Raw genomic sequence first — 15,652 nt, 5'->3', positions numbered from 1 at the left:
CTTTCTCCCCTAGGGGAGTATCCCGTTGCGGAAGCACCCTCTCCCCGACCCTCTCCCGCAAGCGGGAGAGGGAGCGCACCTCCGGCGTAGCTACCGCGCAAACACCAACGTCAGATTGTTCGCGGGCATCTCGATCGTATCGACGAGACCGAGGCCTGCCGCCTTCGCCAGCTTCTCGACGTCGACGACGTCGCGCACGCCCCATTCGGGATTGCCTTCGCGCAAGGAGGTGTCGAACACCGCGTTGCTGAGCGCGGTGTGCTTGCCGTCGCGCTTGAACGGGCCATAGAGGAACAGCTTGCCGTCGCGGCGCAGATAACGGCCGGCGCCGGCGAACAGGCCTTCGGCCACGGCCCAGGGCGCGATGTGAATGACATTGGCGCAGAACACGGCCGCGAGGCTGGTCGGCCCCTGCCCGCTTTTCATTTCCGGGCACCAATCGGCATCGGTGAGGTCGATGCGCAGGGGTGGGCGGATGTTCGGCAGGCCCGCATGCACGCGCCAGGCTTCGATGCTCTTGAGGTGGCGCTGGTTGAGATCGCTCGGCCACCAGACCAGGCCGGGCGTGTGGCGGGCGAAATGCACCACGTGCTGCCCGGTTCCACTGCCGAGTTCCACGACGTTGCCGGTCGCATCCGCGAGGTGCTTTTCCAGGGCGGCCCAGATCGGTTCGTGATTGCGATGAAAGGCCGGCGCATCGAGCCGGCCATCCGGCTCGACCCGTCCGCCATCCCTGCCAAATTCGACGACATATTCAGCCAAGTGACGTCCCCAAAAATGCGTACCAAAAAAGAAGGCCAGAAGGCCGAACGTCCGAGAATAATTTGCTAGTCTGCGCCCATCCGCATGAACGAACTATCTTGTCGGTTGCAATGCGGAGGATATTAACCCCATTTTGCCGCATGCATAGTCTTGATTGTCAGGCGATGTCCTTTGTGCTTTTGAACAATTCCGTAAATGAGATCATCGAGATAACGCTCCGGGACGATGCCTTGACCGCCTTTCCTCGCAAGCCCGCTTTGCTTGTTGCCCTAGCCCTCCTCGCCGGCATGGCCATGGCCCCGGCGGGGGCGCAATCCGCCGTGACGGTGGGCCAGAAGCTCGCCTTCGACCGCGGCAAGGGCAATTGCCTGACTTGCCATGTCATCAAAGGCGGCGACCTGCCGGGGACGATCGGACCGGAATTGAAGGACATCAAGTCAAAATACCCTGATCGCAACGAGCTCACCGCGATCATCTTCGACGAGACCAAGCGCAATCCGCAAACCATGATGCCGCCGTTCGGCCGGAACCGGATTTTGACCGAACAGGAGATCGACGCGATCGTTGATTTCCTGCAGACCCTGTAACCGCCGGCGGCCCCAGGAGACTTGAGATGACCACGACCACGAGGCCCCACCCGACGCGGCGCCTGATCCTTCAGGGCGCAGCCTCCGTGGCGCTGCTCGGCCTCGGCAGTCTGCCGTTCGCGCCCGCGCGCGCCGCGGCGAACGACAAATATCCGGAAGAGGCCTTCAGGCAGAAGAGCGAAGCCGACGCGATCAAGGCGCTCTACGGCAAGACCGCCGAACCGTCGGACAAGGTCAAGCTGGATGCGCCGGAGATCGCCGAGAACGGCGGCGTCGTGCCGATCTCGGTGACGACGACGCTGGAGAAGGTCACCTCGATCTCGTTCTTCGTGGCGGAGAACCCGAGCGCGCTGGCCGCCAGCTACAGGATTCCCGACGGCACCATCCCTGCCGTCGCCAACCGGCTGAAGATGGCCAGGACCACCAAACTGACCGCGATCGTGGAGGCCGACGGCAAGCTCTACAGCGCGACCAAGGAGGTCAAGGTCACCGTCGGCGGTTGCGGCGGCTAAGCGAGGCAGATCGACATGGCATCCAGCATTCGCGTGCGCGCAACATCGAGCGGCGACATCACCGAGGTGCAGGCGCTGATCCAGCACCCCATGGACACCGGCCTCGTCAAGGATTCCAAGGGCGAGGTGGTCCCGGCGCATTTCATTCAGCAGCTGAAGTTCGAATGTAACGGCAAGGACGTGTTCGTCTCCGATTGGGGCACCGCCGTCTCCAAGGACCCCTACGTCAAGTTCAGCTTCAAGGGCGCCAAGAAGGGCGACGAGCTCAAGATCTCATGGACCGACAACAAGGGCGGCTCGGACACGACCACCGCGAAGATCGCGTGATGAAGGCCCGCATCCACCTCCTGCTGGGCTCGCTCGGCGCCGCGCTCGTCGCGCTCGCCCTCGCTTCGCCCCGCGTGATCGCTGCCGACAAGGTGGATCCCGTTGCTGATGCCAAGGCGTTCCAGAACTTCTTCTTCCAGAAGTTTCCGAACGTGAAGCACGAGGATTTCGTCAACGGCCCGTATTCCATGAACGAGGACATGAAGCGGCAGTGGCAGGAGAAGGAGGAATTCCCGCCTTACGAGTTCGCGCTCGATGCCGGCAAGGAGATGTTCTCGACCCCGTTTAAGAACGGCAAGACCTATGCCGACTGCTTCCCGAACGGCGGCATCGCCATCCGCCAGAACTATCCGTACTTCGACAGCAAGGAAGGCAAGGTCATCACGCTGGAGCTCGCGCTCAACCGCTGCCGCGAGGCCAATGGCGAGGCGCCCTATTCCTACGTCAAGGACGAGATGGCCTCGCTCACCGCCTACATGGCCTACACCTCCCGCGGCAAGCTGATGGACATCAAGATTCCCGATGACCCTCGCGCGCTCGCGGCGTACGAGAACGGCAAGCGCTATTTCTACACCCGCCGCGGCCAGATGAACTTCTCCTGCGCGAGCTGCCATGTGCAGAGCCCGGGCGAGCGCATCCGCGCCGAGACCCTTGCCCCGGCGCTCGGCATCGTCAACGCGATGCCGATCTACCGCTCCGAATGGAGCGGCATGGGCACGACCAGCCGCCGCTTCGTCACCTGCAACAGCCAGACCCGCGCGGTTCCGCTGGAGCCGCAGGCGGATGAATATCGCGACGTCGAATATTTCCTGTCCTACGTCGCCAACGGCCTGCCGATCTCAGGGCCAGGAGCACGGCCATGAAGCGGTCACTTGCGCTCGCCATGCTGCTCGCCTTAAGCCTTGCGCCATCCGCGCGCGCGGCGAATGAGGCGGACTACAAGGCGGCCTATGCCGCCGCCGAAGCCGCCTCCAAGGAGGCGGCCGGCATGCGCAACCAGTGGACGGTGACCGTATCTGCGCTGGCGGCTGCGAAGAAGGCTGCCGACGGCGGCGATTTCGACCGTGCGGTGGCCGCGGCCAGGGAGGCCGAAGCGCTGGCGAAGGCGTCGATCTTCCAGGCTAGTTCCGAAAAAGAAGCCTGGAAGGCGATGGAAATCCGCTAGACTGCCGCGCGGTGAACGCAGTCCATACGAGAGGCGCGGAGAATTCCTGGATGGCGATCCGCCGCCGCGATTTCCTGAAAAGTGCAGGCCTTGCCGCTGCAACGATCGCCCTGCCGCGCCTGGCCCGCGGCGCTGAGGCTGCCAGCATCTACGACCTCGAACGGTTCGGCACTGCGCGGATCCTGCACATCACCGACACGCATGCGCAGCTCAATCCGGTCTATTTCCGCGAGCCCAGTGTCAATATCGGCATCGGCGAGATGGCGGGACGGCCGCCGCATCTGGTCGGCCGCGCCTTTCTCGAACGCTTCGGCATCCGGCCCGACAGCGCCGATGCCTATGCCTTCACCTGCTTCGAGTTCGAGAAGTCAGCAGGCCGCTTCGGCAAGCTCGGGGGCTTTGCCCATCTGAAGACGCTGGTCGATCGCTTGCGCGCCGATGTCGGCGAGCGGCGTTCGCTGCTCGTCGACGGCGGCGATCTCTGGCAGGGCACGGGGCTGGCCAACCTGATGCAGGGCCGCGACATGGTCGAGGTCGCCAATCTGCTCGGCATCGAGGCGATGACGGGGCATTGGGAATTCACCTATGGCGAGCAGGCGCTGCGCGACAATCTCGAGCGGTTCAAGGGCGAGTTCCTGGCGCAGAACGTGTTCCTGACCGAGGAGGCCGCGTTCAACGACGCCCCCGCCTTCGACAAGGCCACGGGACGCGTGTTCAAGCCTTCTGTCATCAAGGAGCTCGGCGGGCATCGCGTCGCGATCGTCGGCCAGGCCTTCCCCTACACTCCGATCGCGCATCCCAAGAGGTTCACGCCGGACTGGAGCTTCGGCATCCGCGAGGAGGAGCTGCAGAAGCATGTCGATGCCTTGCGCGGCACCGACAAGGTCGATGCCGTCGTGCTGCTGTCGCACAACGGCATGGACGTGGACCTCAAGCTCGCAAGCCGGGTCACCGGCATCGACGTCATTCTCGGCGGCCACACCCATGATGCCGTACCGCAGCCTATGCCAGTGAAGAACGCAGGTGGCACGACGCTCGTCACCAATGCCGGCTCCAACGGGAAATTTCTGGGTGTGCTCGATCTCGCGCTCGACAGCGGCAAGGTCAGCGATGTCAGGTATCATCTGCTGCCGGTCTATTCGGAGCTGCTGAAGCCCGATCCGGCGATGGCCGAGCTCATCGGCCGGGTCCGTGCACCGCATGTGGCCGACTGGTCGGAGAAGATCGCGACACCCGACCGTCTGCTCTATCGCCGCGGCAATTTCTCCGGGCCCATGGACGAATTGATCTGCACCGCGCTGCGCACCGAGCTCGATGCCGAGATCGCGCTGTCGCCGGGCTTCCGCTGGGGCGTCACCGCACTGTCAGGCCAGGCGATGACCATGGAGGATCTGCTGGCGGAAACCGCGATCACCTATCCCGAAACCTATGTGCAGGAGATGACGGGGGCCCAGATCAAGGACCTGCTCGAGGACGTCTGCGACAACCTCTTCAATGCCGATCCCTACTACCAGCAGGGCGGCGACATGGTGCGCGCCGGCGGGCTCAGCTACACCTGCACGCCGGACGCTGCGATCGGCAGCCGCATCTCGGAGCTGAAGCTCGGTAGCGGCAAGGCGCTCAGCGCCAGCCACCGCTACAAGGTCGCGGGCTGGGCCTCGGTCAACGGCCAGCAGGGCGCGCCGGTATGGGACGTCGTCGGCAAATATCTGCGCTCGGGCCGGATGCTTCAGGAGCGACTGGGCTCCGGCGTGACGCTGAAGGGGGTCGAGGGCAATCCAGGCATTGCCGGATTGGGATGATGCCGTCGCCGCTCTCGCACCCGCAATAAGAATCTTCTAGATTTCGCTGTTCACGCAGTGAATTGCTTCTCTTTTGGACCCATACCGTAGTAGAATCTTGGAAGTCAGTTCCAAGCCGGGTCCTGCTATGATCTTCCGCCAGCTCTTCGACAGCGTTTCGGGCACCTACAGCTACGTCCTCGCCAGCCGCCCCGGCGGCGAGGCGCTGATTCTCGACCCTGTGCTGGAGAAGGTCGACCGCTACTGCCAATTGCTGCGCGAGCTCGACCTCAAGCTGGTCAAGGCGGTCGACACGCATCTGCATGCCGACCACGTCACCGGCCTCGGCGAGCTGCGCGACCGCACCCATTGCATGACCGTGATGGGCGACCAGACCAAGGCCGACGTCGTCGCCATGCGGGTGGCGGACGGCGACAAGGTGACGATCGAGGGCCTGTCGCTCGACGTGATGTACACGCCGGGCCATACCGACGATTCCTATTCCTATTTGATGGGCGACCGCGTCTTCACCGGCGACACGCTGCTGATCCGCGGCACCGGCCGCACCGATTTCCAGAACGGCTCGGCGCGCGCGCAATACGATTCGATCTTCAACCGTCTCTTGAAGCTGCCGGACGAAACGATGGTGTTTCCGGCCCACGACTACAAAGGCGATACCGTCTCCACCATCGGCGAGGAAAAGCGCTACAATCCGCGGCTCCAGGTGCGCTCGGTCGACGAATATGTCGAGCTGATGGCCAACCTGAAGCTGCCAAATCCGAAGATGATGGACGTGGCGATCCCCGCCAACATGCATGTCGGCCTGCATCAGGAGGAGCTCGAGAAAGAGGGCCGCGCGCTCAGCGCGATCGAGGCGATCCGCAGCCTCGGCCGGCCCGACATCCTGCTCGTGGACTTGCGCGAGACCAATGAGCGGATGAAGCACGGCATGCTCGAAGGCGCGCTGCACACGCCCTATCCCTCTGTGGAGGAAAGCCTCAAGCCCGGCGGCATGCTGCGCGAGGTCGCGGCCGCAACGGGGCGCCGCGTCGTGTTCTTCTGCGCCTTCGGCGAACGCTCGGCGATGGCCGTTGCGGCTGCAAAGGAAGCGGGGCTTCTCAACAGCGCACATATCGCCGGCGGCCTCGATGCCTGGAAGAAGGCGGGCGGGCCGGTGGTGCACTGACGACCTCGTCGCCCCTTGAGATAAATCAGGCGCCGCACATATTTGGCGGTACATTCGGATGCAGCATCACCATCCGGGACCCGCCATGACCAAGACCGGGAATAAGACCACCGGGAAGACGACCGACAAGCCGAGCGAGCCACCCAAGATCGCCGAGAACAAGGCCGCGGATAAGAAGGCGAAGAAGCCCTCCTCCCGCCGTGCGAACGATGACGACGATTACGAAGACGGCGACATCGCGACGCCGAAACGCGACCGCTATGGCCCTGACGACGAGCCGTTCTGAGTGGGAACGCCGATTTTGATCGCGCGCTAGCGGGATGGCGCCCTGCCCGCACTACCTGCCATGCGCGTGCGTTCATGGACAAATAACCGCCCTCCCCGATAGTTTGCCGGTCCATCGGGAGTGAAACGGAACTGCAATGGTCGACGTTCTCGCCGCACCGCAGCAAGGCAAGGCGGACAGTGCGCTGCGCACGCTCACCGGCATCTCGATCGCGCATTGGGTCAGCCATTTCCATCTGCTGGTCCTGCCGATGCTGTTCCCGTTCCTGAAGGAGAAGCTCGGCGTCGGCTATGTCGAGCTCGGCTTCTCGCTGACCACGCTTGCCGTCGTCTCCGGCCTGACGCAGGCGCCGACCGGCTATCTCGTCGACCATTTTGGCGCGCGCAAAATCCTGCTTGTAGGGCTGACGCTCGGCGGCTGCGCACTGATCCTGCTCGGCCTGCACCTCAGCTACGCTGCGCTGATCGCCTGCGCCGTGCTGCTCGGGCTCGCCAACAGCGTCTATCATCCTGCCGACTACGCGATCCTGGCCGAGCACATGGACGAGGCGCGGATGGGCCGCGCCTTCTCGGTCCACACCTTTGCCGGCTATCTCGGCGGCGCGGTGACGCCGGCGATCGTGGCGGCACTGGTCACGGTGTGGGGCGGCGTCGGCGCGCTGATCGCCTCCGGCGCGATCGCCATTCTGGTGGCGGTGTTGCTGGTGGCCATGGGCATCCCCGAGGCCGGCGCGCACAAGAAGAAGCCGGGCAGCGAGAGCGCGCCGAAGCAGGCCGTCATCACCCCGGCGCTGATCACGCTGACCGCGCTGTTCATGCTGCTCAGCCTGTCGGTCGCCGGCATCAACAATTTCGGCGTGGTGGCGCTGATGAGCGGCTACGGCACGTCCTATTCGATCGCCAATGTCGCGCTGACTGCGTTCCTTGCCGCCAGCGCCGCGGGCGTGCTCGCCGGCGGCTTCCTCGCGGACCGCACCGCGCGTCACGGCTATGTCGCCGCGGCCTGCTTCGCCGCGAATGCGGTCATCGTGCTGCTGATCGCGCTGGTGACGCTGCCGGGCTGGGCCCTGACGGCGACGATGGCGACCGCAGGCTTCCTCTCCGGCGTGATCGCGCCGTCGCGGGACATGCTGGTGCGCAATGCCGCGCCTGCGGGTGCCGCGGGGCGCGCCTTCGGCATCGTCTCCACCGGCTTCAACCTCGGTGGCATCGTCTCACCGCTGCTGTTCGGCTGGATCATGGACCAGAGCGCGCCGCATTGGGTGTTCGGGGCGTCCGTGATCTTCATGCTGGCGACAGTGGTACTGTCGCCGTTCACGGAGCGGCGGGTGGCGAAGGCGTAGCCAAGGTTCATCTGTCGTCGCGGCGAAGGCCCGGATCGGCCGCGCTGAAAGCGCGCTTGTCCGGGACGACGAAAACAAGCAACAAAAAACGGGAAGAAACACCATGAGCAATCCTGATCTCGTGATCCGCGGCGGCAATGTCGCGGACGGAAGCGGCGGCGAGCTGTTCGAGGCCGACGTCGCCATCACCGGTGGCAGGATCAGCGAAGTCGGGAAGGTCTCCGCGAAAGGCCGCGAAGAGATCGACGCGCGCGGCAAGCTGGTGACGCCGGGCTTCGTCGACGTGCACACCCATTACGACGGGCAGGTCACCTGGAGCCAGGACATCACGCCGTCGTCGCAGAACGGCGTCACCACCGCGATCATGGGCAATTGCGGCGTCGGCTTTGCGCCGTGCAAGCCTGCCGACCACACCCGCCTGATCCAGCTGATGGAGGGCGTCGAGGACATTCCCGAGCCGGTGCTGAGTGCCGGCATTCCCTGGGCCTGGGAGAGCTTTCCGGACTACATGAACTGGCTCGGCAAGCGCGATTTCGACATCGACGTCGGCGCGCAGCTGCCGCATGCCGCGCTGCGCGTCTATGTCATGGGCGAGCGCGGCGCACGCCGCGATCCCTCGACGCCTGAGGACAACGCGGCGATGGCGAAGCTCGCGGGCGAGGCCGTGCGCGCGGGCGCGCTCGGCTTCTCGACCTCGCGCACGCTCAACCACCGCACCTCGACCGGCGATTTCACGCCGACCCTGAAGGCCGGCGAGGACGAGCTCACCGCGATTGCCGGCGCGATGCACCGGCAGGGGCGCAGCGTGCTGCAATTCGTGCTCGACCTCTCCACCATCCACGAAGACCTGCCGATGATGCTGCGGGTGGCGGACAGCACAAAATGCCCGATCTCGTTCTCGATCACGCAGAACGACAAGGCGCCAAACCGCTGGCGCCAGACGCTGGACGAGATCAATGCAGCCGCCAGGCGCGGCCTCTCCATCACCGCGCAGATCGCAGCCCGGCCCGTCGGCCTCCTGCTCGGGCTCGAGCTTTCGCGCAATCCGTTCCAGACCCATCCGAGCTACAAGGCGATCGCGCACCTGCCGTTGAAGGAGCGGCTGATGCAGCTGCGTCAAGCCGACATGCGCAAGGCGATCCTGAGCGAGACGGCGACTGCGACCGACGATCCGCTGTTCTTCCGACCCAACTACGACAAGATGTTTTTGCTCGGCGATCCCCCCGACTACGAGCAGCCGCCGGAGAACGCGCTGGGGCCGCGGGCGCGCCAGCAGGGAAGGCAGCCGGAGGAGCTCGCGTACGAGGCCATGCTGTCGGACGACGGGCGCGGCATGCTCTACGTGCCGTTCCTGAACTATTCCGATGGCAATCTCGATGCGACGCGCGAGATGCTGCTCGATCCGCAATCGGTGCCGGGCCTCTCCGACGGCGGCGCGCATTGCGGCATCATCTGCGATGCCAGCTTTCCGACCTATCTGCTGACGCACTGGACGCGTGACCGCACGCGCGGCGAGAAGCTGTCGATCCCGTTCGTGGTCGCCGCGCAGTCGCGCAAGACCGCGCTCTCGGTCGGCCTCACCGACCGCGGGCTCATTGCTCCCGGCTATAAAGCCGACGTCAACGTGATCGACTACGACCGGCTGCATCTGCATCCGCCGAAGGTGCATTACGACCTGCCGGTCGGCGGTCGCAGGCTGTTGCAGGATGTCGACGGCTATGAGGCGACGATCGTCTCGGGCGTGGTGACGCGGCGGCACGGCGAAGCCACCGGGCGGCGGCCGGGCAAGCTGATTCGTGGCGCGCAGGAGATGGCGAGCTAGCGAGGCGACCGCTCACCCTCCCCTGGAGGGGGAGGGTCGGCTCACATGGAGCGCAGCGACATGTGAGACGGGGTGGGGTGACAGTCTCTCTCCACCGATACGGTGCCCGAGCGGAGAGATCACCCCACCCCGCTCGCGCTTTGCGCGATCGACCCTCCCCCTCCAGGGGAGGGTAAGAAAGAGCGCGCCTCCCCTTACGTCGGCGACACCGCGCCCTTCAGCGCTGTGCCCTGCGGCGCCGCACCACGCGTCAGCCTGGCCTTCTCCGTGTTCGGCCACAGCAGCAGCAGGCCGATGACGCCGGAGCCAATCATGACCGCCGCGTTGATGGTGAAGCCGGTCAGGTAGCCGTCGAGCATGGTGCCGGCGCGCTGGATCACGGTGCCCATCACGCTCGGCGCGATGATCCCTGAGAGCGTGTAAAGCGCGCCGTAGATCGCGATCACCGCGCCGCGCTGCGAGGCCGGGGTGAACTCGCCGAGCATCGGCGGGCAGACCACGTAGATCGCACCGCACAGGCCGGAGCCGACGACGAGCAGCGCGATCTGCAGGCCGGCGCCCTCGACATGCGCCATCGCGGTGAGGATCAGGCCGCCAATGATCAGCGGCACCGAGCCGAGCACGCCGCGCGAGATGCGCGTGGTGTAGCCGCGCGCCATCATCACCTGCGAGATCCAGCCGGTGAGGATGACGATGGTGGCGCCGAACACCCAGGGCAGGATCGAGATGAAGCCGGCCTGGCTCTGCGAGAAGCCGAGCCCCTTGACGATGAAGGGCGTGAACCAGGTGAGGCCGAGCGACAGCGCCCAATAGGCGCCGAAGGTCGCGATCACGCAGCCGAGGAAGGTGCGCGAGGTCAGCAGCTGCACGTACGGAATCTTCGGCTCGGTGGCGGCCAGGACCTCGGTATCCTCCAGCGGGCCTTCCTTGCCGAGCGCGAGCCAGGCCGCGACCCAGATCAGGCCGACGATTCCGAGCGCACCGAAGGCGTAGTGCCAGGAATGGTTGACGATGATCCAGTTCAGCGCCGGCACCGCGAGGATGACGCCGAAGGCCGAGCCCTGCGACAGGATCGCGGTCGGCAGCGTGCGCTTCTCGTCGGGGAACCATTTGTAGATCGCGTGCGCGGCGACCGAGAAGGCCGGGCCTTCGCCGGCCCCCAGCACGATGCGGCAGATCAGAAGCGTGGTGAAGGATACCGTGCCGACCATCGGGAACTGCGCCACCGCCCAGATCACCGCCAGCGTCAACAGCACCCAGCGCGTCGGCACCTTGTTGACGATGAAGCCAACCACGATGGCCGAGATCGAGAACAGGAAGAAGAACGAGGACCCGAGCAGGCCGAACTGCTCGGCGCTGAGCTTCATGTCGGTCATGATCGGCACGCCGGCGAGACCGACGACGATCTTGTCCGCGAAGTTCACCACCATGAAGAGAAAGAGGAGAAATGTAACGGTCCAGGCGCCCTGTGGCGTCTTGGTCGTTCTAGCCGCCACATTCGGCGTTCCCTGAGCGCTCATCATTCTCCCCGCATGTCTTTTTCGGCACTTTTTTGATTTGGCCGTCTTGGAAGCTAACAGCGGCTTCAGGGCCAACGCAACCCCGGCATTTCCGCATCAGGTGTGCTACGCAGCATTCTTACCTCTCCCTATGGGAGAGGTGGAAGAGAAGTGGCAGGCCCGTGCTGAGCATCCGAAACCTCTCAAAGACCTTCTCCTCGGCGGGCGAGCCCGTCCACGTTCTGCGCGGCGTCGACCTTGACCTCGGGGCTGGCGAGCGCGTCGCACTGACCGGTGAATCCGGCAGCGGCAAGAGCACGCTGCTGCACCTGATCGCCGGGCTCGATGCCGCCGACGGCGGCTCGATCCGGCTGGGCGACATCGAGGTCACCAAGCTCTCGGACACAGGACGGGCCAGCTTGCGCCGCGATCGCATCGGCCTGGTTTTTCAGCAATTCAACCTGATCCCGAGCCTCTCCGTCGCGGACAATCTCTCCTTCCAGGCCCGGATTGCCGGCCGGCATGATGCGGCCTGGACCAAGGAGCTTGTCGAGCGGCTCGGACTCGGCAGCCTGCTCAAGCGTTATCCAGAGCAAATATCCGGCGGCCAGCAGCAGCGGGTCGCGATCGGCCGGGCGCTGGCGACAAAGCCCTCGCTGCTGCTGGCGGACGAGCCGACCGGCAATCTCGACGAAGCCACTGCCGAGGAGGTGCTGGCACTGGCGCGCGATCTCGTCTCGCGCACCGGCTGCGGCTTCCTGATGGTGACGCACAGCCTGCATCTCGCCGCCACGCTCGACCGTCATCTCACGTTGCATGCGGGGCGCATCTCATGAGGCGCGCGCTCTGGGTTCTCGCCGTGCTGCTCAGCCATTGGCGGCGCCACAAGATGCAATTCGCGACGCTGCTGATCGGGCTGATTGCGGCGACCGCGCTGTGGAGCGGGGTGCAGGCCATCAATCAGCAGGCCCGCAATGCCTATGACCGCGCCGCAGCGACGTTCGGCGGCGTGCGCACGGCGATGCTGGTCGCTCCCAATGCGGCGACTTTCCCGCAGGAGCTGTTCGTAAAGCTCCGCCGCGCCAGCTGGCCGGTGTCGCCGGTGCTGGAGGGACGTGTCCAGATCAACAGGCGTTCGGTGCGGCTACTCGGTATCGAGCCGGTCACGCTGCCGGTCGACGTCGGCAATGCGCCGCGCCTGGGTGCCGCGGATCTCAGCAGCTTCGTTGCTCCGCCCGGCCAGACATTGGTGGCCCGGGAGACGCTGAGGGACTTGGAGCATGCAGAAGGCGCGGCCCCGGCGATCAGCAGCGGCGCAAAGCTGCCGCCGCTGCGCGTCATGCCGCAACTCGCACCCGGTGTGCTCGTGGTCGATATCGGCGTGGCACAACGGCTGCTGAGCAAGCCCGACCAGGTCTCGCGGCTGCTGATCGGCAAGCCGAAGGGCAAGCCCGCACCGCTCGCGAGCGTCGTCGGCGAGCAGTTGCAGCTGATAGAGCCGAATGCGGAGACGGAGTTGGAGCGTCTCACCGACAGTTTTCATCTCAACCTCACCGCCTTCGGCCTGCTGTCGTTCTTCGTCGGCCTGTTCATCGTCAATTCTGCCGTGGGCCTTGCCTTCGAGCAGCGGCTGCCGATGCTGCGCACCTTGCGCGCCTGTGGCGCCTCGGCGCGACTGGTCAATACGGTGCTGGTGATCGAGCTGGTTGCACTGGCGCTGGCCGCAGGCCTGATCGGGCTCGCTTGCGGCTATTTCATCGCAGCCGCCCTGCTGCCCGATGTCGCGGCCTCGCTGCGCGGGCTCTATGGCGCGCAGATCCCGGGGCAGCTCAGCCTGCGAGGCGAATGGTGGCTCGCCGGCATCGGCATCAGCGTTGCGGGCGCGCTCGTGGCGGCGGCGACGAGCCTGATCAAGGCGATCAGGATGCCGGTGCTGGCGACGGCGCAGCCGGGCGCCTGGCAGCAGCGGCAACGCCGCTGGCTGATCCTGCAGAGCTGTGCGGCCTGCGCCGTGTTCGCCGTCGCGCTGATGCTGCTCCACTACGGGCAATCGCTGATCGCAGGGTTCGGCGTGCTGGCCGCGCTGATGTTCGGTGCGGCACTGATCCTGCCGGCCTTCCTCGACATCATCCTGCTCGTGGGTCAGCGCCTCGCGCGCGGCCCGCTCGCGCTGTGGTTCTGGGCGGACAGCCGGCAGCAGCTTTCCGGATTGTCGCTGGCGCTGATGGCGCTGCTGCTCGCGCTTGCCGTCAATGTCGGGGTCTCCACCATGGTCGAGACCTTCAGCCGCACCTTCATCGGCTGGCTCAACGGGCGGCTCGCCGCCGACGTCTACGTCAGCGCGTCCGACAATGCGCAGGGCGTCGCGATCCGCAACTGGCTGAAGAATCGCGGCGATGTTCAGGCGATCCTCTCGGGCGGACGCGCCGAAGCGCAGGTTCAGGGCCAGCCGGTGGAGCTGCTCGGCCTGCCCGATCACGCGCTCTATCGCGAGCGCTGGCCGCTGCTCGAGACCGCGCCGCGCGCCTGGACTCGGCTGGTGCCGGGCAATGCCGCCTTCATCAGCGAGCAATTGAGCCGCCGGCTGAACGTGCAGATCGGCGACGTCGTCGAGGTGCCGGCGCCGGGCGGGAGCTGGGAGCTCGACATCGTCGGCATCTATGCCGATTACGGCAACCCCAAGGGGCAGCTCACGGTGAACGTCGCCGCACTGCTCCGGCAGTTTCCGCAGACGCCGCAGACGCGGATCGGCCTGATCGTCGCGAGAGAGAATATCCCCGCCCTGATCGCGGCCTTGCAGAAGCAGTTCGGGCTCGACGACCGCAGCGTCGCCGACCAGGCGACGGTGAAGGCGGAATCGATCCGCATCTTCAACCGCACCTTTGCGGTGACGTCGGCGCTGAACGCCTTCACGCTCGGCGTCGCCGGCATCGCCTTGCTCACGAGCCTGCTGACGCTGGCGAACTCCCGACTGCCGCAGCTTGCGCCGCTGTGGGCGATCGGCCTGACGCGGCCGCGGCTTGCCGCGATCGAGCTGACCAAGACGCTCTCGGTCGCGCTGTTCACGGCGCTGCTGGCCGTGCCGCTCGGCCTTCTGGTCGCGTGGTGCCTGATTGCAATCGTGAACGTGAAAGCATTCGGCTGGCGACTGCCGTTCCACGTCTTCCCGTTGCAGCTGGTGGAGCTGGTCGCGGTGGCGCTCTTTGCCTCGCTGCTTGCGGCGCTGCTGCCGATGGTCCGGCTGGCGCGGATGCAGCCGGCGAATCTCGTCAAGGTGTTTGCCAATGAGCGCTGAAGCAATCACGCGACGCGCCTTCGCCGGCGGCATCGCTGCGCTGGCGCTCGCACGCCGCGCGGCCGCGCAGGGCTATGCCGGGCTCGGCGAGACAGCGGACGGCTTTGCGAAGGTGACGCCGGGAAGGACGTTCGACTTTCCGGCCGACCACGGACCGCATCCAGAGTTTCGTATCGAGTGGTGGTATCTCACGGCAAACCTCGTCGACGCGAGCGGTGCTCCTTGCGGCCTGCAATGGACGCTGTTCCGCCAGGCTTCGCAGCCGGGTCCGCAAGGCGAAGGCTGGGCCAATCAGCAGGTGTGGATGGCGCATGCGGCGGTGACGCGCGCCGACACCCACCGCTTCTCTGAGACGTTTTCACGCGGTGGCGTCGGGCAAGCCGGCGTGACGGCAAAACCGTTCGATGCCTGGATCGACGATTGGGAGATGAAGGGTCTCGAGCGCACCGACGATCGCACCTTGGCGCCGCTGAGGCTGAAGGCGTCCAGCACCGATTTCAGCTACGCACTGACGCTCGAGGCCGATCGTCCGGTCGTATTGCAGGGTGATCGCGGCTACAGCCGCAAGTCGGAGCGCGGGCAGGCTTCGTACTACTACAGCCAGCCGTTCTACCGTGCCCGCGGCACGCTCAGCATCGACGACAAGCCGGTCGATGTCTCGGGCCAGGCCTGGATGGACCGGGAATGGAGCAGCCAGCCGCTCGACGGCGACCAGACCGGCTGGGACTGGTTGTCACTGCATCTGTCATCCGGCGACAAGCTGATGCTGTACCGGCTGCGGCAGAAGGACGGTAAGGATTATCCGTTCGGCAATTGGATCAGCGCCAGCGGCGAGACGCAGATGATTGCAGGGAACGACATCCAGATGATGCCGAAGGCGACGGCGGAAGTCGCGGGACGCAAGCTGCCGGTGCAATGGGAGATCGCGATACCGTCGCGATCGTTCGCGATCCTGTGCAAGCCGCTCAATCCCAGAGCCTGGATGGGGACCGGCTTCTCGTACTGGGAAGGGCCAATCAGCTTTGCCGGCACGCATGACGGCGTTGGCTATCTCGAGCTGACCGGCTATTGAAGCGCGGCTTCTCTTC

General features: G+C 65.6%; 15 protein-coding genes. 13 read left to right on the top strand and 2 right to left on the bottom strand.

Features of this window, described 5'->3' with window-relative positions; all coding sequences use genetic code 11:
• Positions 1–90: 90 nt before the first annotated feature.
• On the bottom strand, positions 91–762 hold the full coding sequence (locus ACNJYA_RS03305) for a DUF938 domain-containing protein (RefSeq protein ID WP_212258879.1): 672 nt from the start codon (positions 760–762) through the stop codon (positions 91–93).
• Between the two features lie 230 nt (positions 763–992).
• Here ACNJYA_RS03305 and soxX point away from each other — a divergent pair, with 230 nt between their 5' ends.
• The 10 genes from soxX to ACNJYA_RS03255 all read left to right on the top strand — a co-directional run bounded on the left by soxX (position 993) and on the right by ACNJYA_RS03255 (position 9,770).
• A complete protein-coding gene (gene soxX, locus ACNJYA_RS03300; RefSeq protein WP_172786752.1) occupies positions 993–1,349 on the top strand; it encodes a sulfur oxidation c-type cytochrome SoxX in 357 nt (118 codons plus the stop codon).
• Between the two features lie 26 nt (positions 1,350–1,375).
• The gene (gene soxY, locus ACNJYA_RS03295) at positions 1,376–1,861 is read left to right on the top strand and encodes a thiosulfate oxidation carrier protein SoxY (protein ID WP_439402039.1); all 486 of its coding nucleotides are present in this window, start codon (positions 1,376–1,378) and stop codon (positions 1,859–1,861) included.
• Between the two features lie 15 nt (positions 1,862–1,876).
• On the top strand, positions 1,877–2,188 hold the full coding sequence (gene soxZ, locus ACNJYA_RS03290) for a thiosulfate oxidation carrier complex protein SoxZ (protein WP_439402038.1): 312 nt from the start codon (positions 1,877–1,879) through the stop codon (positions 2,186–2,188).
• Positions 2,188–3,051 (top strand): sulfur oxidation c-type cytochrome SoxA, encoded by an 864-nt coding sequence (gene soxA, locus ACNJYA_RS03285; RefSeq protein WP_172786569.1) that lies wholly within the window; start codon positions 2,188–2,190, stop codon positions 3,049–3,051. The genes soxZ and soxA overlap by 1 nt, the downstream gene beginning before the upstream one ends.
• On the top strand, positions 3,048–3,353 hold the full coding sequence (locus ACNJYA_RS03280) for a hypothetical protein (protein WP_212258888.1): 306 nt from the start codon (positions 3,048–3,050) through the stop codon (positions 3,351–3,353). Before soxA ends, ACNJYA_RS03280 begins: the two co-directional genes overlap by 4 nt.
• A gap of 50 nt (positions 3,354–3,403) precedes the next feature.
• Positions 3,404–5,155 (top strand): thiosulfohydrolase SoxB, encoded by a 1,752-nt coding sequence (soxB, locus tag ACNJYA_RS03275; RefSeq protein WP_212258890.1) that lies wholly within the window; start codon positions 3,404–3,406, stop codon positions 5,153–5,155.
• A gap of 127 nt (positions 5,156–5,282) precedes the next feature.
• Entirely contained in the window at positions 5,283–6,320 is a 1,038-nt protein-coding gene (locus ACNJYA_RS03270) for an MBL fold metallo-hydrolase (protein ID WP_439365368.1), read from the top strand.
• Positions 6,321–6,405: 85 nt separating this feature from the next.
• Positions 6,406–6,606 (top strand): hypothetical protein, encoded by a 201-nt coding sequence (locus ACNJYA_RS03265; protein ID WP_439402037.1) that lies wholly within the window; start codon positions 6,406–6,408, stop codon positions 6,604–6,606.
• Between the two features lie 136 nt (positions 6,607–6,742).
• Positions 6,743–7,948: an MFS transporter gene (locus tag ACNJYA_RS03260; RefSeq protein WP_439402036.1), complete on the top strand. Its 1,206-nt coding sequence runs from the start codon at positions 6,743–6,745 to the stop codon at positions 7,946–7,948.
• A 103-nt stretch (positions 7,949–8,051) separates the two neighbouring features.
• Positions 8,052–9,770, top strand: coding sequence for an N-acyl-D-amino-acid deacylase family protein (locus tag ACNJYA_RS03255; protein WP_212258893.1), 1,719 nt, complete (start codon positions 8,052–8,054; stop codon positions 9,768–9,770).
• A 194-nt stretch (positions 9,771–9,964) separates the two neighbouring features.
• Here ACNJYA_RS03255 and ACNJYA_RS03250 read toward each other — a convergent pair whose 3' ends face one another.
• Complete coding sequence (locus ACNJYA_RS03250; RefSeq protein WP_212258895.1) at positions 9,965–11,290, bottom strand: MFS transporter; 1,326 nt, start codon at positions 11,288–11,290, stop codon at positions 9,965–9,967.
• A gap of 161 nt (positions 11,291–11,451) precedes the next feature.
• Between ACNJYA_RS03250 and ACNJYA_RS03245 the strand changes: the two genes are divergently transcribed.
• Genes ACNJYA_RS03245 through ACNJYA_RS03235 form a run of 3 tightly spaced genes read left to right on the top strand, consistent with a single transcriptional unit; the run spans position 11,452 to position 15,636 of the window.
• Positions 11,452–12,105, top strand: coding sequence for an ABC transporter ATP-binding protein (locus tag ACNJYA_RS03245; RefSeq protein WP_212258897.1), 654 nt, complete (start codon positions 11,452–11,454; stop codon positions 12,103–12,105).
• Complete coding sequence (locus tag ACNJYA_RS03240; protein WP_439402035.1) at positions 12,102–14,564, top strand: FtsX-like permease family protein; 2,463 nt, start codon at positions 12,102–12,104, stop codon at positions 14,562–14,564. Before ACNJYA_RS03245 ends, ACNJYA_RS03240 begins: the two co-directional genes overlap by 4 nt.
• Complete coding sequence (locus ACNJYA_RS03235) at positions 14,554–15,636, top strand: lipocalin-like domain-containing protein (RefSeq protein WP_439365362.1); 1,083 nt, start codon at positions 14,554–14,556, stop codon at positions 15,634–15,636. The genes ACNJYA_RS03240 and ACNJYA_RS03235 overlap by 11 nt, the downstream gene beginning before the upstream one ends.
• Positions 15,637–15,652: the final 16 nt, after the last annotated feature.

The organism is Bradyrhizobium sp. BLXBL-01 (assembly GCF_051853025.1).
GTDB lineage: Bacteria > Pseudomonadota > Alphaproteobacteria > Rhizobiales > Xanthobacteraceae > Bradyrhizobium.
The sequence above is the reverse complement of the archived record's forward strand: the minus strand, read 5'-3'. Positions and strand labels throughout refer to the sequence as shown.